The following is a 17,421-nucleotide window of genomic DNA, read 5'->3' as shown; positions in this document are numbered from 1 at the left end:
ATGACCGCAGCTTTCCTATGCCGCAAGTGACATTACGATCCACGCGATTACGCCTGCCATTGGCAATGTGCCAAGCCATGAAAGCAGGATGGTCCGGACCGTTGAGCCGGATAATGTCTGCGCACCAGCACCGACGCCGGTAATCGCACCTACACTGACATGGGTTGTAGACACGGGTAAACTTTTGAAACTCGCGGCGAGTACTAAGGCTGCAGTGGTCAGGTTGGCGGTTAGTCCCTGTGTTGGGGTGAGGGTGGTGATCTTCTGGCTCATAGTTTCGGCAACACGGCGCGACAGCAATAGCCCACCCATAGCCACAGCAATCGCGATGGCGACTAACGACAATGTTGTATTGCCAACATTCACCACTACCATCAAACCTGCCAGCTTTGGCGTGTCATTGACCGAGCGGGCAAAACAGATGGTTGCCGCAGACGCGATATGGGCAGAATTCAGTGTCTTGCTTACCGAAGCACGAGCCGCTTCAGTCCCGTGGACGGCGCATGCTTCATCCGTATCAATGACAACCGCAGGCATGGTCAGGGCGCGTTTCAATGTGCCGTTACTGGTTGCTTGCGGTGCCGTTTTCACTACACAAATACAATCCTTATTGACGTTCCTCTCTGGCAAAAAGCGGTAAACCAAATAGCCAATAAAAGCCGAAATGAACGGGCTGACGAGCAAAGGTAGAATGAACGCCGAACCCAGATTACCGACGTTGACCGCGCCTGCGCTACTCGCAAGTCCGGCTCCAATCAGACCGCCAACCAGGGCATGGGTTGTTGAAATGGGTAGACCTACCCGGGTTGCGACCAATACCGCTGCTGCGGCACCACTAGCCACTGCAAGCGCAAAAGATGGTAAGGCAACAATTTCGTCCGGCACTAATCCTTTGCCTGAAAATTGTTTTACTAAGCCGTGCGCAAGTAATATTGAAAGCAGGCTGCCGGCTAGCGCCGCAAGCGTCGCGATTATCAACGCCTTGCGATAATCAAGAGTCGCCGAGCCCCATACTGTCGCGAAACCCTTGAAATTGTCGTTTGCGCCATTTGCGAAGGCAAGGAACAGCGCTGCGACTATGACCAATGTTATTATCATCATCTACCCTTTGTCTATTGGCAAGGGTTCGGTCTGGTAGAAGAGATTGTTACATATCGCTGGATTCAAACGCTAATATCGTGTGTTTTCCTGATCTTTGACCAAGCGCCCCCAAATCGGGTTATAGGGATGCACGTATGAAGTCCGTTCAGTTCCTTTAGTGAAGAGCGGGCGGCTTTCATTGTGCCATTTGAAAATACCTCCCTCCAGATTATAGGCCGCTTTTGCACCTGAGGATATCAAAGCTTTCTGCACCCGATTGGCCAGATCAGATGATCGCTGCCCAACTGAACAATAGAATATCGCTGTCTTGCCTTTAGAGAGATCAGCATATTGCTGGATAAAATCCTGTTCCGACATCCCCGGGTCGACATGAATTGCACCCTTTAAATGACTGACGGAAAATTCTGGTGCCTCACGCACATCAAACAATATGGTGTTCTCCTGGTTCAGGGCCGACAGGCCATCGCCATCTATATGGCTCACTTCGGTAAATTGGCTTTCTATGCCGTCATGGACTTTCGCAAGACCACTATCATCGCCTGAGAACAGCATGAAGCCTGCAGCGGTTACCGAGCTGCAAAGCAGCAGTGCGATTGAAGCTTTGGCTTTCCACTTCATCCCGTGTTCCTAGGTTTTGGGTCCAAAAGGGCGCAACACATAATCGCTTAGTGAAGCGATTGGCAGATATCCATCGATACCAGTTTCCGGAAATTCTCCGTCTTTCGGCATATATTGCGAGCCGAATATCCGGTCAAAAAATGAGAAAAAGGACGCGTAATTTTTGCCGATGTGGCGAACGTCGCGTGTGTGATGATGATGATGGTAGACATTGTCGGCAAAAATATGACGTAGGGGCGCAGGAAATGACAGCGCCGGGGCATCCGAATGCATGTAGTAATTGGATATCAGAAAAAATGTTGTGACCAACATAATGTGCTGCTGCGGCGCGTCGATCAAAAGTACCAGCGGCGTGGTGATCAGCAATATATAGATTACATCCTGTCCGAAATGGGAATAGCTGCGCGCGGCATTTAGGTCTTCGATTTGATGATGGATCGCGTGAAAGCGCCATAGGAAATCAAAGTGATGCAGCGCGCGATGCAGCCAATATTCCATCAGGCCTAGTAACAATAGATATATTAGCGGAAAGGCCACAAGTACGGGCCCCAGATCATCGGCGGCAAATATTGGTTCTACGCCCCATGACCGAAGCAAGCTAAATTCTGCCGCTTGAACCAATATAGAAATCGCCAGCGCTACCACGCTGTAGATCAAGCCATCGCGATATCGGATTCGAAAATCAGAAAAGCGTAGTTGCCGCCATTCGATGAAAACAAAAAGCGCGGCCACCGTCAAAAAAGTGAATATCCCATTCGACAGCGCTACAAATATATCAGTAGCTACGGGTGCTGTTTCGATATCTTGCAAGAAATAGCCCAGCTGCTGTTGCAGCCATCCAACAGCATGAAGCAACAGTTCCGCGGCGATCAACAGTATCGCAAAAATCAAAACGAACCGCCCAAAGCCCAATTGCTCCGGCGGCTGGCTGCCAGTATTGGAATCATTCGTCATCATTACACCGTCGATCTACTGCGGAATAGGAACTATACAGCATGATCTTCGTTTGAAAGCCATGCGATGTTACAACGATGTCAATTTAATTGATGGCGAAATTTGTCTTATTCCCATCTATCAGTCTGTATTTCGATAATTGGAAAGAATCACCGAGCCATTGGTGGACGTGTAATCGACAGATATTTTGTAAAAGAGAGGAAGGTGTGGTGACCCCTACGGGAATCGAACCCGTGTTTCAGCCGTGAAAGGGCCGCGTCCTAACCGCTAGACGAAGGGGCCACACTAATGCCGGACGGCATCGCTAAGCAGCGAATTCGGGCGATTAGGGGTATCGGGCGCTTTGGTCAACCCCTTATTGGCGGTTTCCAAGTATATTATCGGATATTTTCTCTACTATGTTGAAAGCAGGTGATTAATCGGCCCAAGCCGCGTCTTCCAAATGGATTTCAGCTGCAGGGCGGCTACCCCAATCATCTATCTTTGCACGCCCCGCTATCCATAATTTCCGGTTTTTGGGTGCGCTAAGCAGGGCTTGGCCTAAGGCGCTATCCGCTGCACGAAAGGCGATGGTCTTGATTGAGCCACCATCATCGCCCGCTACAATGGTGCGAACATGATCTTTGCCGACTATATCGCATTTGATGATCCGCACCGGTCCAGCTGCAATACGCGGTGCTGGCCAGCCCATGCCATAGGGGCCAGCGCCATCCATGGCCTCGACGAAAAGCGGATTCACTCCTTTAGGAGATAATACCGCGTCGAGCAGCAAAGCCTTACCGGCTTGGGCCTTAGCAACGGTTTCCGCCAGTCGTTCGTTGAGAAATTCGCTGAATGCATCAATCTTGGAAGCATCTATGGTGACGCCTGCCGCCATTGCATGACCACCACCGGCGATGAGGATATCCTGCTCTTTCGCCGCGATTATGGCCGCGCCCAGGTCAACGCCGGAAATCGATCGTCCGGACCCTTTGCCAATGCCTTCATCATCCTCTGCGATAATGATCGCGGGACGACCGAGCTTCTCTTTGATCCGCCCGGCGACAATGCCTATCACGCCGGGGTGCCATCCTTTGGCAGACAAAACCGCAACCGCTTGATTCTGTTGAGAGGAGCACATCGCTTCGGCTTCTTCCAGCACATGCGCTTCGATCGCGCGGCGTTCCTGATTGAAATGGTCGAGCTCGGCCGAAATTTTCTGCGCTTCTTCAGGGTCTTGCGTCGTCAACAAGCGAACACCCAAATCAGATTTGCCGACCCGCCCGCCAGCATTGATACGCGGTCCCAAGGCAAAACCGAGATCGGAGCAAATCGGTGCGCGTTTGAGACGGCTGGCATCGATAAGCGCTGCCAGTCCGATATTTTTGCGATTGGCGAGAACCTTTAGCCCCTGCGCCACAAAGGCTCGGTTGAGCCCGTGCAACTGGGCGACATCGGCGACCGTGCCCAGCGCCACAATATCCAGAAGTTCAAGCAGTTTCGGCTCCGGGCGGTCTTGGAAAAAGCCTTTGCCACGTAAATTGCGGACCAAAGCCGCACCCAGCAGAAAAGCCATGCCAACGGCCGCGAGGTGACCATGTTCGGCCCCGGCATCGCTTTCATCAAGACGGTTGGGATTGACGAGCGCGCTCGCCTTGGGAAGCTCGGGCGCACATTTATGATGATCGACCACAACCACTTCCACGCCGGCTGCATGAGCCATGTCGAGAGCATCAAAGGCCATCGCTCCGCAATCCACTGTGACCACAAGATCAGAGCCTTGTTCGCCCAGCTTCACCAAGGCTTCTCCAGATGGCCCATAGCCTTCCATCAACCGGTCCGGGATATAATAGTCCGCTTCCAGTCCGAGATCGCGGAGCAGGCGGATGAGCAGGGCTGCACTGGTCGCACCATCAACGTCATAGTCACCGAATATTGTGACCTTGTCTTCATTGAGGACGGCTTTCGCCAACCGCTCTGCCGCGACATCCATATCCTGAAAAACCGACGGGTCAGGCATGAAACCGCGGATCGTGGGTTCCTTGTTTATGTCCAGGTTTTCGCGCGTAGCGCCGCGTGCCAATAAGAGCTGCGTAACCAGATCATCCGGCTGAAAACCGGGGTCGCGCGCGTCGGCGCTTGTGCTACGCCATTGCCAGGATTGGCCGGACAGGGATTGAGTCACATTGAGAACTGCATTCATAGCAATAGCTATGCGCGAACCATGGTCCGCTGACAATTGCTTTGATCGCTGTTAGGGCAGGGGGCATGAAAAAACTGCTTATTGTCTATCACAGCTATACCGGCGGTACGCGGCAGATGGCGGAGGCGGCAGCGACCGCAGCCCGAGGGGAACAGGACGTCAAAACCGTACTGATGCGTGCGGAAGACTGCGGACCTTCGGATATGCTGGCTGCTGATGGTTATATTTTTGCGACACCCGAAAATCTGGCGGCCATAGCTGGGGTCATGAAAGCTTTTTTCGATCGCTGCTATTATCCGTTGTTAGGGGAAATAGAAGGGCGCCCTTATGCTGCGATGATCTGTGCGGGGTCTGACGGCGAAAATGCTCGGAATCAGCTGGAAAGGATCGCCACGGGCTGGCGGTTGAAGAAGATTATCGACACGCCCATTATTTGTACTCATGGGCAGACTGAGGAAGCGATATTGGCTCCCAAGACGATAAGGGAAACGGACAAGGCGCAATGTGGTGAAATTGGTGCCACTTTGGCTGCTGGTCTTGCTATGGGCGTTTTTTGATCAAATTGGCGATCCGTTTTTGCAGCACTGGGATAACATCGGCTTCAAACCACGGATTGGCTTTGAACCAGCGGATATTGCGCGGACTGGGGTGCGGCAAGGGCAGGGCATCTGGCCAGAATTCCTGCCACCGCTCGACTGTTCCGGTCAGTGTCTTGGATTTGGCATCACCGAGATGCCAATCCAGCGCATATTGACCAAGGATCAGTGTCAGTTCGATTGCCGGCAAGCGATCAAGCAAAGGCCTTCGCCATTGCGGTGCACATTCGCTGCGTGGCGGGAGATCACCGCCTTTACCGGTTCCGGGAAAACAAAATCCCATCGGGATTATCGCGAACAGCTCTGGATCATAAAATTGGTCCTCGGTCACGCCAAGCCATGTACGCAGGCGCTTGCCGCTTTGATCGTCAAACGGTCGGCCCTTTTCATGGGTCTTGCTACCTGGTGCCTGTCCGGCGATCAGGATTTTTGCACCTGATCCAGCTTGCAGCAGGGGGCTGGGACCGAGGGGAAGTTCATTGCAAATGGTGCAAGCACGGACATCTTCGAGAAGTTTGTCGAGTGTGCTGGTGTTGCTTACCATCTATTTTCGATCACGGTTACATATTGTCATGTGGTCAGGTTCTTCGTCATCGACAGAAGGTATCAATGCAAAAACATAGGATAAGTGGGTTGCCTCACGGCCCTTCACCGCCCCGCGTTCACCGTTAACAACTGCCGCAAAATCTGTGCATGCGGCCGCGCTGCGCAAATAATCGCTATGGCCGACCCGTCCCTGGCTGACGGCGGTGGTATCGACGATAGTGAGACCACTTTTTTCCGGTGGCACATCATATCGCGACTTTGCGGCGTAGCAGCGTTCCGGCAGACCCTTGGCCTTGAGCTCGTCGGCTTTGAACGGATCGAAGCAGCGCGGATTGCCCAAACGGGGATAGCCGTGCACATCGTCCGACAAAGACAGAGCCCTGTCCTTGGCCGACGCGTAAACGGTAATTCGCCGGTCATTATTCACACGGCGTGCGGAGAGGATTTCTTCTGCAATATCCCGCTCAAAGTCCTGGCGATCGACATCCGGTGAAGCCATGATGATGTTGGAAATATTGCTGGAATCCGCATTGGAGCTGTTGCGGTCTACAAACTCGACCGCTGGCAGTACCAGCCGCGCACCGAGCGAGTGAGACACCAAAACGATTTCTTTGGTCCATGATTGCTGCGCAAGTTTAGTCAGAAATTTGCGAAAATTGCGCTCGTCCCAATACATGTTGGTTTCATCGACCGCATATTTCAGCAACTGTCCCTGCGAAGGCCAGCTATACTGGATGACGGGACCAGAAAAATTGGTCAGCCGCGCAATTTGGGCAGTGTCGCGGGAACTGGAGAAAAATGTCTCCCGATAGCCATGAACATAGAGCAGGACACGGCCTTCGCGATTGCCCATGGTTTTGGACAGGTCCGCCCACCATTGTGTTTCATTGGATATGGCGAAAGGGATGCGCTGCCCGTCGACTTTACCCTTTTCATTCAACTTGTCTTGCGGGGCGCCAAAGCGGCCAAAGCGAACCTTGTCACCGCGATGATGGAGCAGTTTGATGTCATTGGCGCGGCAATCTGGTAGCCGGCTGGTGACGACAAAAAACGGTTTCTCGGCTGTATCCGAACCATTATCCATGCCTTTGTCCGCCGCCGGATCGCAGCGTCCGTTTGCGACATAGTCAGCGTGCCGAATGGCACCATAGTCGACCGGAGAAATGCAGGCGGTGACCAACAGCGGTAGGCCGAGTAGCAGAGGTTTGAAACGATCCGCCAAGGCTTTGAAAGCGCCGCCTGTCATATGTCAGGAACGATGCTCGCTCTTGACCCAACGAACCGTACCTGACGAGGCGCGCATCACAACGCTTTCAGTGGTCATAACGCCGCTGCGCAATTTCTTGACGCCTTCCAGAAGGGAGCCATCGGTGACACCGGTTGCAGCAAAAATGACATCGCCTTTTGCGAGTTCTTTCAGATCATAGATTTTGTCGAGATCTTCAATGCCCCATTTATGGGCACGTTTGCGCTCGTCATCATTGCGGAAGGTCAGACGACCTTTAAACTGTCCACCAACACAGCGCAGCGCTGCAGCGGCCAATACGCCCTCGGGTGCGCCGCCACTGCCCATATACATGTCGACCGTCGTTTCTTCATCGGTGGTTGCAATAACGCCAGCAACATCGCCATCGGGAATCAACATGATACCGCAGCCAATTTCGCGCAGCTCTGAGATGATTTTCTCATGACGTGGACGATCGAGGACGCAAACGATTATGTCGGCGGGTTCGACACCTTTCTCGTTGGCCACGGCGGTGACATTTTCCAGCACCGACTTGTTGAGATCGATAATATCGTCGGAATAGCCCGGGCCAACGGCGAGCTTGTCCATATAAACATCTGGCGCGTTCAGCAGATTGCCTTTTTCGGCAATGGCCAGAACAGCAAGAGCATTGGGGCCAGCTTTGGCTGTAATCGTCGTGCCTTCCAGCGGATCAAGCGCAATATCAATTTCCGGTGATTCGCCCTCGCAACCATGGCCCACTTTTTCACCGATAAACAGCATCGGCGCTTCGTCGCGCTCGCCTTCACCAATGACTACGGTTCCGCAGACATCCAGTCCGTTCAGTGCAGCCCGCATGGCTTCAACGGCCGCTGCATCAGCCGCTTTTTCATCACCGCGGCCAATCAGTTTTGCTGCAGAAACCGCAGCCGCCTCGGTAACGCGTACCATTTCCAATACAAGGATGCGTTCCAGAATATCACTTGATTTAGGCATTTTTACGTCTAGTCCTTCTCTAAGGGGCAGATTTTGAACTCTCGATAGGGGAGCGATATGACAATGTCGAGAAGCCTTGTAATCTTGTCCTTATTCCTGACATCAGGCGCGGTTTTCGAGACAGCCAATGCACAAATAGCGACGGATGATCGAACCCTTCAATTAATCGAAAATGCCAACCGTCTGGTCGCCGTTGATGCAGATGGTTGTCTGAAAAACTCTGATCCAGACGAAATCGTTGTCTGCGCAACATTTGATGCCAATAGGAAACATCGAATACCATTTCCCGACCTTTTGCCGCGCGGCGAACGGGTTCGCGAACTTATTCCCAAGGGGAATGCCGAATATGTGAATACAGGGCGATGCTATATTGATGCCAGCGAGCGGCAATGTTTCAAAGGCTTGCCTTTGGTGACCGTGTCCTTTGGTGGCGCAGGCAGCGGCGTCAGCGGCCCAGCGGGGGGACGGCTGTGGCGCATTATAAAGCCGACTGTGCCGGATGATGATTATGTCAAACAGGTACAGATAAAGGCGAAGGAGCCGGAATGAAGAGCGACTGTTTAGTCTTCGTCGCTCAGCAAATGCATAACGACCGGCGCGCCTTGCAGGCTGCTGGAATCAGATAGCTTTTGAAGGCTCTGGATTACATCGCGCTCCAGACTTTGGTGCGTGACCATTGAGATTAATACAGACCCTTCGTCAGTTTTCTCGGTCTGGATCAGGCTTTCGATCGATACTTCTGCATCCCGCATTGCTGCCGTGATTTCTGCCAGCACACCGGGTTTGTCGGCCACAACAAAGCGGATATAGCTCTTGCCTCTGCGATTGCCGCTTTCGGCACGCGTGCTTTCGGTCATGTCATTGACTGGCATGGCGAAAACTGTTCCACTTTCGCCGCGGGCGATATCTATCAGATCGGCAACAACAGCAGAGGCGGTGGGGCCATCGCCGGCCCCGGCACCTTGGAACATCAGCCGTCCGGAGAAATTGCCTTCAGCAACGACAGCGTTGGTCGATCCATCAATATGGGCAAGCGGATGATTTTCCGGAACCAGGTAGGGGTTTACGCGCTGGAATAGTTTGCCATCGTCAATACGCGCCATTCCGAGCAAGCGTATGCGATATCCCAGTGCTTTGGCTTGTCCGATATCTGCGGCCATGATGTTACGAATGCCGGCAATTTCAACGCCATCAAAATCAACCGCTGTGCCAAAGGAAAGGGCAGCGAGAATGGCCAGTTTATGGGCCGCATCAACGCCATCAATGTCGAAGCCGGGGTCGGCCTCTGCATAACCAAGGTCCTGTGCATCTTTCAATACTGCACCGAAATCGCTGCCATGCTTTTCCATAGTGGTGAGGATATAATTGCAAGTCCCGTTGAGAATCCCGTACACACGCTCAATACGATTGGCCGAAGCACCTTCGCGTAAGCCTTTGATGACCGGGATTCCACCAGCAACGGCAGCTTCATATTTTAACGCCTGATTTTGGTTTTCGGCCAGGCTGGCCAGCTCCATGCCATGATGCGCGATCATTGCTTTGTTCGCAGTGACAAAGGATTTCCCTCCCTTCAAACTGTTACGGGCCAGTTCAAGAGCAGGGCCATCGGACCCACCAATCATCTCAACCACGCAATCGACGTCCGGATCGCTGGTAAAGTCGGTCATATCATCCACCCATTTATAGGGGGTGAGATCGACGCCACGGTCTTGATCCCGATTGCGCGCAGAAATCGCGACAACCTCTATCGGACGCCCGGCACGCTGCGCGATCATTGCGCCATTTTCGTTAATCAGGCGAATGACTCCCGATCCGACAGTGCCAAGACCGGCCAGAGCGATACGAAGAGGAGTTGTCATGATAATGAAACCTTGATTTCGGGATGATGCGATGGGCGAACATGTGCTCGCGCCCGTTTAATAACGTCGTCGCACTATAATGCCAGCCCGTCTTTCAGGCTGAGCACATAAACTCATATGATGCCAGATCAGCGTACGCGATATTGGGCTGGGCGTGTCCGCGGGCAATTGCCGAGATCCTGGATCACGAGATCATAATCCCGGCGGGCCTGGTTGGCATTGGCCGCCGAATCGCCTGCCAGCGATTCTTCTGGAAGGGATTTTGGCAGAAAGCAGGCCAGCCTATACCATAGCAAAGAGTTGCGAACCGGTGCACGTGCGGCTTCGTCAACAATCTCGCTTAGGGATACCGCCCAAACCTTCTTTTGTCCTTCGCGGCTCAGTATCGTTATCGAAACAGGATCACCGCTGTTGGTTTCGAGAAAAATCTGGGTTTCGCCCTCACCGATGATCGTGCCGGGAACATGAAACGCGCTACCGACTCTCGCAATGGCCGGGGCCGCGTTGCGCGCAACGATTTCACGCACCAGAGATCGCACGCGTTGGTCCCTCGCCGGTGTCCAGTCAATCTGTGCATCGGGCGCGGCGAGCTGAATATCGCCGCTGGAACCGGTGAGATTGCGCGCAAAAATGATAAATTGTTTCTTCTTTATCTTTGGTGCACGTCCGCGTTCATTGAGCGGCAGATCGATAATATAGCGAATCGTTTCCGGTATCCCGCCCTGACCCCGAATCAGAGCATTGGTTGTCGCCACAATATAATATCTTTGCGTTCCCGGAGGAGCATTAGTGACCCTTTTTGGGTCAACTTTAATCGCTTCCTTGATCGTGACATGTGCGATCAGCGGCGCACTGACACTAAGGTCAGCAATGTCTGCATATTGAAGTGGGTCAGCATTGGTGTCCGATTGCGAAAAAGCAGGGAAAAACGCAGTTAGCGCAAGCAAAAAGCCGGTGAACAAATAAGATATGGGACGCATGATTATCCTGTAATTTTCCGCTTCTGATACGCAATTCTCTACTCTGCATCTTGTCTTTTTGACAGCTTAATCAACCCTGAACTAACAAAGCGATTGCCTGTCCCTACCGACCACGTTAAAACATTTTTAAGACGGCTTTCATTGCAACGAAAAGCGGTCGTGGGGAATCTAGGGATTGGTGCGGGTTACATCTCAGCAATTCTCGAAAAAATCTTTTGCGAGGTTTCGATTCCTTAGGGAAGAAAAGGAGTTATATTTCTGAATGGCTTATGCTGACCAACCACAGATGAGTTCGAGCAAGCTGATATCTATTGTGCTTGTTGTTCTTATCCACGCGCTGTTTGGATATGCTTTGGTCACCGGATTGGCTTATAGTGCAGTCAAGAAAGTGGCGTCAGAGCTTGATATGATCGATATCCAAGAAGAAGAACCCCCGGAAGAGATAGAGGAACCACCTCCACCGCCACCGGATCAGCCTATTGAACCACCACCAGTGGTAACGCCGCCGCCAATTGTGACGCCGCCCGCAGCGCCGCGTCCAGTTATTCAGCAAGTGCAAACACCGCCTCCGGCGCCTGCACCTGTTGCTCCGGCTCCACCACCGGCACCACCACCACCGCCACCACCGCAACGGGCCAATCCTGAGCCGCGTGGTAACCCTGGTAACTGGGCGAATGCCAACGACTATCCATCACGCGCCCTGCGTGAGGAACGCGAAGGCACGACGAGTTTCCGCGTTACGGTTAACGCCAAAGGCAGAGTGGATAATTGTCAGATTACCGGATCCAGTGGCCATGCTGATCTTGATGCGGCAACTTGTAAGAATATCAAACGCCGGGCGCGTTTTCGCCCCTCGCTTGATTCGCAAGGAAACCCGACAACAGGAACATGGGCTAGCCGGGTCCGTTGGCAAATACCGAAATAATATGTCGCAGCGGAGCGGCCATGTGCCGGTTCGCTGCTAATTTTTTGAATTCTAATCTATCCTTGAGGGGAAAAAATAATGTTGATTGAAGTTTTAGCAGCGGGCGCACCGCAGAATCAGTTCGGCTTTTGGGAAGCAATGGAACAAGGCGGTGTCATCGCCTGGTTCACGCTTGGCGTTTTGGCCATTATGTCCGTTTCGTCCTTCTACATCCTGTTCTCTAAATTGTTTGAACAAAACAAAGTGATGAAACAGGGACAGGCGGCACGCGCATCTTTCTGGAAAGCGAACAGCCTGAAAGAAGGTGCAGCGAAGCTCGACAAGAACAGCGCATATCGTCAGATTGTTGACGATGGCATCAAAGCTGAAGAAGATCACGCACGTTTGACCGATCCTGTTGAAGCGCATGACTGGCTGCACGGTTCGCTTGATCGCTCTCAGGGTCTGATCAACTCCAAGCTGGCAACTGGTCTGCCTTGGCTCGCAACCGTTGGTGCTACATCACCATTTATCGGTCTGTTCGGTACGGTTATCGGTATTTACCGCGCACTGATCAAAATCGGTATCGCTGGTCAGGCATCGATTGATGCTGTTGCTGGTCCGGTTGGTGAAGCTCTTATCATGACCGCGCTTGGTCTTGGTGTGGCTGTTCCCGCTGTTTTGGCCTATAACTGGCTGCAAGGTCGCAACAAGCGTATTGCTGAAGACTTGAGCGATTTCGCTAATGATGTTCTTGGTTACATCTCATCTGACGGTGCGGTTAAGCCAACAACAATGAAAGGTGCTGCACCAGCAAAGCCAGCAACGGCAGCTGCAGCAAAGCCAGCGGCAAAGAAGTAAGGCGCTAGCCAAAGCCGTTTGCCGGACATTTAAGTTTGCGCAGACGGCTTGGCCAGCTCCTGATTTTCGGATGCGCGGGCTTATACCGCTCGTTCGATAGAGTATAATTATAAGAGGATAGAATCTTATGGCGATGAATGTTGGCGGCGGAGGTGGAGCAGAAACTCCCCTATCGGACATTAACACGACCCCGCTGGTGGACGTCATGCTCGTTTTGCTGATCATTTTCTTGATCGCTGTTCCGGTTGTGATCCAAACAGTGGAGCTGGAATTACCGGTTCTGGAATTTGAAGTGACCACGACAAAGCCGGAGAATGTTCTGCTTGCCGTTACGACGACGGACTCGGCAGGACGAGATCCTGGTGATCCGGAATATTCGGGTGCCAATCCAGGCGGTAATTGCCGAATCTATTGGAACACAACGCCAATCGATTCCAATGAACTGGTACAAAGAGCTGTTGAACAACTGGAAAATCAGATCGAAGCCTTTGGCGGTGTAGAAAATATGACGGCCGAAGATATGCCAGAAGTGCATATTCGCGGTGACATTAATACACCTTATCGGTGCATTGGCGGCGCAATTTTCGCCATGCAACGTGCAGGCTTTGCCAAGGTCGGATTTCTGTCGACACCGGTTGCAATGGAATAGCCCTGATACGGCATGAAAAATAGAATTTTTAAGGAGACGCACTAATGGCCATGAGCGGCGGCAAAGATGATGGTGAGCCGATGATGGAAATGAACACGACGCCGTTGATCGACGTCTTGCTCGTTCTCCTCATCATGTTCATCATTACAATTCCGGTCCAGACCCATGCGGTAAAGCTGGATCTGCCGGTGGATGATCCAAATCCACCACCACCACCGGACATTGATCCCGTTAAAAACCGTCTGGGTATTACCCCGACCAACCAGATTTTGTGGAACGACCAGCCAGTGTCGCTGGAGCAAGTGAAGCAATATCTCGCGCAGACCAAATCAATGGTTCCAGAGCCTGAGCTCCAGTTCCAGCCAGATGCGGTTAGTGCTTATCTGACTGTCGATCGCGTTCTCGCGGAGATTAAGGATAGCGGCGTAACAAAATTCGGTTTTGTTGGTAACGAACAATATAGCAGCTTCGGCAAGGCATCACGTCTGCCAAACTAAGAGCGGCTAATATCAATTTTAAAAGGCGGTGGAGCGATCCATCGCCTTTTTTATTGCCTTGTTGAGCATCTTCATTTGACGCCTCTTGGCCGTTATTTGGCGGAAGAATGTGGCCTGGGTAAAGTGAATATCGGATAACCACATCGCATTAAGGATGGCGTTATTGGTTCAGCGTGTTCTTAAACCCAAACCCGGATATCATTTGGTCGTACACTAGGCATGTTTTTCAAGGTGATCGAAATCAGAAACAGGCGCTACGGTCAGCCAACAATCACGCACGCGAGCAGGCCCGCTCTGTCTCCTCGAAGGATGTGCCGGTCGCACTCTTTGCTCAGATGGCGACAGCGGCCTTCGGTTGATCGCCGCCGTTAAACTGCAACTCGGCGAGCTTGGCATAAAGGCCGTTTTGGCTGATCAAACTGTCATGATTGCCTTGTTCGACAATCTTCCCTTCATCCATCACGATGATGCGATCCGCTGATCGAATTGTTGCCAAACGGTGGGCTATGACGATTGTCGTACGATCGCGCATCAATCGATCGAGCGCATCCTGTACCAGCTTTTCACTCTCCGCATCCAGCGCCGATGTCGCTTCGTCGAGCAGCAGAATAGGCGTTTGACGGAGCAGGGCCCTAGCTATCGCCACCCGCTGCCGCTGCCCGCCAGACAATCGTGTTCCCGCTTCACCCATGAAGCTATCCAGCCCGTCAGGCAGCTCGAGAAGAAACTTCTCGGCATTGGCGGCACGCGCTGCGGCCCAAATTTCTTCGTCCGTCGCATCCCATTTGCCATAGCGCAAATTGTCGCGGGCCGAGGCAGCAAATAATACCGTATCTTGCGGCACCAGCGCCATGCGTTCGCGAATGTCGGCAGGATCGGCGGAGGGCAGGGCAACGCCATCAATCCGGACACTACCGCCCTCTGGATCATAGAAACGCTGCGCCAGCTGAAACAAGGTGGATTTACCCGCACCCGACGGTCCAACAACCGCTACCGTTTCACCGGGCGTTACTTTCAATGAGAAATTCTTGAGCGCTGCAACCTCTGGGCGCGTTGGATAAGTAAAGGTGACATTGTCAAAGGAGATTTGCCCACGCGGCGGTTCGGGTAATGCTATCGGGGAGGTCGGGGCAGCAATGCCGGGCTCTTCCGACAGGAGTTCAGCCAGACGGCCAGCTGCGCCGGCGGCGCGCAATAGATCGCCGTACACTTCTGTCAACGCTCCGAAAGCACCGGCGACTAGGCCGCCAGTTAGCACGAAAGCAGCGATTGTACCGCCGGATATGGTGCCTTCCGCCACGCCGATGGCACCGCGCCACATCAACAGGGTGATCCCGGTAAATACCAGCGCAATAATCACGGCAGTCAATGCCGCGCGCAGTCTTATGCGCCGCTTTGCTGTATCAAATGTATGTTCAACCGCACCGCCAAACCGTTCATGCTCGCGATTTTCCTGACCAAAGGCCTGCACGATTTTCATGGCGCCCAATGTTTCTGAAACCATGGCCCCCACATCCGCAACCCGGTCCTGGCTGGATCGCGATACATTGGTCAGTTTGCGGCCGATAAATACAATTGGCAAAATGACGATGGGAATGCCCAGCAATAATCCGGCGGTGAGCGCCGGTGCCAGTGTGAACAGGAAGATTATCCCGCCAATACCGATAATGATGTTGCGCAGAGCCACAGATACAGTTGTGCCAACAACCTGTTCGATAATGGCCGTGTCCGAAGTCATCCGTGATGCGATTTCTGATGGCCGGTTTTCTTCAAAAAAACCGGGTGCCAGGCGCAACAAATTACGCTGGACGGCCAATCGAATGTCCGCAACCACACGTTCGCCAAGCCAACTGACAAAATAGAAACGCAGCGCTGTCGCGACCGCCAATATGCCGACGATCACCAGCAGCAGCTGAAAATAGGGGGCAATATCACCAACACCAGAAGCAAAACCTTCATCGACAATCGACTTGAAACCCCAGGGAATGGCGAGTGTCGCCATCGCAGCAACGAACAGGGCAATCGCAGCAAAGGTTATCTGCCTCGGATATTGAATCGCGCGGTCCCAGACCATGCGCAAATTGCCGATTTTCTTGGCCGATGGCTTGTCTATCTCTGACGGCTCCTGTTCAGGGGCATTGTCATTGGTAATTTCACTCATACAAGGCCCCTAGCAGCCCGCCTATGGGCCGACAATCCTGTTGGCAATCATCAGCAAACGTAAAATCACGCATGCCGTCACACCTGTTTTTCTAACATAGGGTGTAATTGCCCGATGCCAAGCACCGGGGGCAATAATCGGCCCAAATCGGGATCGTCTGACATATGGTTCCCAAGCCACTGGCAAAGCGATGTAACATTGCCTAAGAAACCATAGAAACGTGGCGGTTTTCCGCTGTATGATTCGTTTTATCCGGCGATCAATCCGGATAGAGCGGCTGGGTTAGGGGAATGAAACCGTGAACCAAATCGCATCCAAAGGTCAGCTGCGCATGTCGCTTTTGCGCTGGGCCTTGTTCGTTGTTCCGGTGATCGTTGTGCTTGGCTTTATATCGGGGCAAGTAGCCGGCTCCGGCGAGGAAAACCGCTGGTTTCAGGCTTTGACCAAGCCCGAGGCACAGCCACCTGGTTGGATGTTCGGTGTGGCTTGGACGATCCTTTACATCATGATGGGCATTGCACTCTCGATGATATTGCATGCGCGCGGTGCCCCGCTGCGTGGGCTCGCCATTACATTTTTCCTGATCCAATATGCATTGAACCTGTTTTGGTCACCGCTATTTTTCGGCATGCATCAGGTATCCGCGGCCTTTTGGTTACTGATTTCGATTTTCGCAACCGCTTTTGTTACCACATTGATATTCGGACGGGTGCGTAAAGCTGCTGCATGGTTGATGGTTCCCTATCTGGCGTGGCTTTGTTTCGCTGCGATATTGAACAAGCAGATAGTTGACCTTAACCCGGGTGCCGAAACCCTTGTCGTCCCGGCTGCGAGTACCCAAATATAGTCTAGCCAGATCCTGACCCCCAGACGGAGTAATTGACATGCAAAGCCAAAACAGATTTTTCGATGACCTTTCCAAAGTGCTAAATGGCTTGGCGGGCACTGTAGCGGGTGTTGGCCGCGAAGCGGAAGCCAGCGCACGTGAACGGGCAAAGGAATGGTTTGGCGGGATGGATTTCGTCTCTCGGGAAGAATTTGAAGCGGTTAAGGAAATGGCGGCCAATGCTCGCGCTGAGGCCGATGCGCTGAAAAAGCGTCTCGATGATTTGGAGAAAGCGGCACCCAAAACCACAGCTAAGAAGCCAGCGGCGCGGAAGACTGCTGCAGCTAAACCGGCCGCTCGCAAGCCAGCAGCGCGCAAGGCTGCACCCAAGAAAACAACGCCGCCAAAATCCGAAAGCTAGATTCCGTCCCATTATTGACCGACTGTTGGGGCATCGGATGTCCCC

The 17,421-nt window shown here is 52.8% G+C and carries 18 protein-coding genes and 1 tRNA gene; 8 read left to right on the top strand and 11 right to left on the bottom strand.

Features of this window, described 5'->3' with window-relative positions:
* Positions 1–15 precede the first annotated feature (15 nt).
* The 5 genes from BS29_RS13440 to recJ all read right to left on the bottom strand — a co-directional run bounded on the left by BS29_RS13440 (position 16) and on the right by recJ (position 4,855).
* Positions 16–1,101, bottom strand: coding sequence for an inorganic phosphate transporter (locus BS29_RS13440; protein ID WP_229954149.1), 1,086 nt, complete (start codon positions 1,099–1,101; stop codon positions 16–18).
* 69 nt (positions 1,102–1,170) lie between these two features.
* On the bottom strand, positions 1,171–1,719 hold the full coding sequence (locus BS29_RS13435) for a rhodanese-like domain-containing protein (protein WP_229954148.1): 549 nt from the start codon (positions 1,717–1,719) through the stop codon (positions 1,171–1,173).
* 9 nt (positions 1,720–1,728) lie between these two features.
* Positions 1,729–2,676 carry a sterol desaturase family protein gene (locus BS29_RS13430; protein WP_229954147.1) on the bottom strand — a complete coding sequence of 316 codons (948 nt, stop codon included), beginning with the start codon at positions 2,674–2,676 and terminating at the stop codon, positions 1,729–1,731.
* Between the two features lie 204 nt (positions 2,677–2,880).
* Positions 2,881–2,955: transfer RNA gene (locus BS29_RS13425), tRNA-Glu, on the bottom strand.
* A gap of 133 nt (positions 2,956–3,088) precedes the next feature.
* The gene (gene recJ / locus BS29_RS13420) at positions 3,089–4,855 is read right to left on the bottom strand and encodes a single-stranded-DNA-specific exonuclease RecJ (protein ID WP_229954146.1); all 1,767 of its coding nucleotides are present in this window, start codon (positions 4,853–4,855) and stop codon (positions 3,089–3,091) included.
* 65 nt (positions 4,856–4,920) lie between these two features.
* On the opposite strand from recJ, the gene BS29_RS13415 reads away from it, so the two are divergent.
* On the top strand, positions 4,921–5,412 hold the full coding sequence (locus BS29_RS13415) for a flavodoxin family protein (RefSeq protein ID WP_229954145.1): 492 nt from the start codon (positions 4,921–4,923) through the stop codon (positions 5,410–5,412).
* Here the strand turns inward: BS29_RS13415 and BS29_RS13410 are convergent.
* The 3 genes from BS29_RS13410 to glpX are packed head-to-tail and all read right to left on the bottom strand — an operon-like array spanning position 5,396 to position 8,218.
* On the bottom strand, positions 5,396–5,995 hold the full coding sequence (locus BS29_RS13410; protein ID WP_229954144.1) for a uracil-DNA glycosylase family protein: 600 nt from the start codon (positions 5,993–5,995) through the stop codon (positions 5,396–5,398). The two genes, BS29_RS13415 and BS29_RS13410, sit on opposite strands and share 17 nt — an antisense overlap.
* On the bottom strand, positions 5,996–7,243 hold the full coding sequence (locus BS29_RS13405; protein ID WP_229954143.1) for an alpha/beta hydrolase: 1,248 nt from the start codon (positions 7,241–7,243) through the stop codon (positions 5,996–5,998).
* 3 nt (positions 7,244–7,246) lie between these two features.
* Positions 7,247–8,218 (bottom strand): class II fructose-bisphosphatase, encoded by a 972-nt coding sequence (gene glpX, locus BS29_RS13400; RefSeq protein WP_229954142.1) that lies wholly within the window; start codon positions 8,216–8,218, stop codon positions 7,247–7,249.
* 57 nt (positions 8,219–8,275) lie between these two features.
* Here glpX and BS29_RS13395 point away from each other — a divergent pair, with 57 nt between their 5' ends.
* Positions 8,276–8,767: a hypothetical protein gene (locus BS29_RS13395; RefSeq protein WP_229954141.1), complete on the top strand. Its 492-nt coding sequence runs from the start codon at positions 8,276–8,278 to the stop codon at positions 8,765–8,767.
* 11 nt (positions 8,768–8,778) lie between these two features.
* On the opposite strand, the gene BS29_RS13390 is transcribed toward BS29_RS13395, so the two are convergent.
* Positions 8,779–10,077, bottom strand: coding sequence for a homoserine dehydrogenase (locus BS29_RS13390; RefSeq protein WP_229954140.1), 1,299 nt, complete (start codon positions 10,075–10,077; stop codon positions 8,779–8,781).
* A 128-nt stretch (positions 10,078–10,205) separates the two neighbouring features.
* Positions 10,206–11,057 carry a hypothetical protein gene (locus tag BS29_RS13385; RefSeq protein ID WP_229954139.1) on the bottom strand — a complete coding sequence of 284 codons (852 nt, stop codon included), beginning with the start codon at positions 11,055–11,057 and terminating at the stop codon, positions 10,206–10,208.
* A 262-nt stretch (positions 11,058–11,319) separates the two neighbouring features.
* Here BS29_RS13385 and BS29_RS13380 point away from each other — a divergent pair, with 262 nt between their 5' ends.
* From BS29_RS13380 to BS29_RS13365, 4 genes are all read left to right on the top strand, one after another.
* Positions 11,320–11,982 (top strand): energy transducer TonB, encoded by a 663-nt coding sequence (locus BS29_RS13380; RefSeq protein ID WP_229954138.1) that lies wholly within the window; start codon positions 11,320–11,322, stop codon positions 11,980–11,982.
* A 78-nt stretch (positions 11,983–12,060) separates the two neighbouring features.
* On the top strand, positions 12,061–12,822 hold the full coding sequence (locus BS29_RS13375) for a MotA/TolQ/ExbB proton channel family protein (RefSeq protein WP_229954137.1): 762 nt from the start codon (positions 12,061–12,063) through the stop codon (positions 12,820–12,822).
* A gap of 127 nt (positions 12,823–12,949) precedes the next feature.
* Positions 12,950–13,471 carry an ExbD/TolR family protein gene (locus BS29_RS13370; RefSeq protein WP_229954136.1) on the top strand — a complete coding sequence of 174 codons (522 nt, stop codon included), beginning with the start codon at positions 12,950–12,952 and terminating at the stop codon, positions 13,469–13,471.
* 44 nt (positions 13,472–13,515) lie between these two features.
* A complete protein-coding gene (locus tag BS29_RS13365) occupies positions 13,516–13,968 on the top strand; it encodes an ExbD/TolR family protein (protein WP_229954135.1) in 453 nt (150 codons plus the stop codon).
* A 331-nt stretch (positions 13,969–14,299) separates the two neighbouring features.
* Here the strand turns inward: BS29_RS13365 and BS29_RS13360 are convergent, their stop codons facing one another.
* The gene (locus BS29_RS13360) at positions 14,300–16,129 is read right to left on the bottom strand and encodes an ABC transporter transmembrane domain-containing protein (protein ID WP_229954134.1); all 1,830 of its coding nucleotides are present in this window, start codon (positions 16,127–16,129) and stop codon (positions 14,300–14,302) included.
* Positions 16,130–16,427: 298 nt separating this feature from the next.
* Between BS29_RS13360 and BS29_RS13355 the strand changes: the two genes are divergently transcribed.
* Positions 16,428–16,976: a TspO/MBR family protein gene (locus BS29_RS13355; protein ID WP_229954133.1), complete on the top strand. Its 549-nt coding sequence runs from the start codon at positions 16,428–16,430 to the stop codon at positions 16,974–16,976.
* Positions 16,977–17,013: 37 nt separating this feature from the next.
* Positions 17,014–17,376: an accessory factor UbiK family protein gene (locus tag BS29_RS13350; protein WP_229954132.1), complete on the top strand. Its 363-nt coding sequence runs from the start codon at positions 17,014–17,016 to the stop codon at positions 17,374–17,376.
* The last annotated feature ends 45 nt before the right edge of the window (positions 17,377–17,421 follow it).

The organism is Parasphingorhabdus litoris DSM 22379 (assembly GCF_020906275.1).
Classification (GTDB): domain Bacteria; phylum Pseudomonadota; class Alphaproteobacteria; order Sphingomonadales; family Sphingomonadaceae; genus Parasphingorhabdus; species Parasphingorhabdus litoris.
Note: the sequence above shows the minus strand (reverse complement) of the source record. Positions and strands in the feature narration are given on the sequence as shown.

Excerpts from the sequence above, each read along its gene's own strand:
- BS29_RS13365 (WP_229954135.1), top strand. The coding sequence starts at position 13,516 with ATGGCCATGAGCGGCGGCAAAGATGATGGTGAGCCGATGATGGAAATG.
- BS29_RS13430 (WP_229954147.1), bottom strand. The coding sequence starts at position 2,676 with ATGATGACGAATGATTCCAATACTGGCAGCCAGCCGCCGGAGCAATTG.
- BS29_RS13385 (WP_229954139.1), bottom strand. The coding sequence starts at position 11,057 with ATGCGTCCCATATCTTATTTGTTCACCGGCTTTTTGCTTGCGCTAACT.
- BS29_RS13380 (WP_229954138.1), top strand. The coding sequence starts at position 11,320 with ATGGCTTATGCTGACCAACCACAGATGAGTTCGAGCAAGCTGATATCT.
- BS29_RS13435 (WP_229954148.1), bottom strand. The coding sequence starts at position 1,719 with ATGAAGTGGAAAGCCAAAGCTTCAATCGCACTGCTGCTTTGCAGCTCG.
- BS29_RS13440 (WP_229954149.1), bottom strand. The coding sequence starts at position 1,101 with ATGATGATAATAACATTGGTCATAGTCGCAGCGCTGTTCCTTGCCTTC.
- BS29_RS13395 (WP_229954141.1), top strand. The coding sequence starts at position 8,276 with ATGACAATGTCGAGAAGCCTTGTAATCTTGTCCTTATTCCTGACATCA.
- BS29_RS13415 (WP_229954145.1), top strand. The coding sequence starts at position 4,921 with ATGAAAAAACTGCTTATTGTCTATCACAGCTATACCGGCGGTACGCGG.
- BS29_RS13375 (WP_229954137.1), top strand. The coding sequence starts at position 12,061 with ATGTTGATTGAAGTTTTAGCAGCGGGCGCACCGCAGAATCAGTTCGGC.
- BS29_RS13360 (WP_229954134.1), bottom strand. The coding sequence starts at position 16,129 with ATGAGTGAAATTACCAATGACAATGCCCCTGAACAGGAGCCGTCAGAG.
- recJ (WP_229954146.1), bottom strand. The coding sequence starts at position 4,855 with ATGAATGCAGTTCTCAATGTGACTCAATCCCTGTCCGGCCAATCCTGG.
- BS29_RS13350 (WP_229954132.1), top strand. The coding sequence starts at position 17,014 with ATGCAAAGCCAAAACAGATTTTTCGATGACCTTTCCAAAGTGCTAAAT.
- glpX (WP_229954142.1), bottom strand. The coding sequence starts at position 8,218 with ATGCCTAAATCAAGTGATATTCTGGAACGCATCCTTGTATTGGAAATG.
- BS29_RS13410 (WP_229954144.1), bottom strand. The coding sequence starts at position 5,995 with ATGGTAAGCAACACCAGCACACTCGACAAACTTCTCGAAGATGTCCGT.
- BS29_RS13390 (WP_229954140.1), bottom strand. The coding sequence starts at position 10,077 with ATGACAACTCCTCTTCGTATCGCTCTGGCCGGTCTTGGCACTGTCGGA.
- BS29_RS13370 (WP_229954136.1), top strand. The coding sequence starts at position 12,950 with ATGGCGATGAATGTTGGCGGCGGAGGTGGAGCAGAAACTCCCCTATCG.
- BS29_RS13405 (WP_229954143.1), bottom strand. The coding sequence starts at position 7,243 with ATGACAGGCGGCGCTTTCAAAGCCTTGGCGGATCGTTTCAAACCTCTG.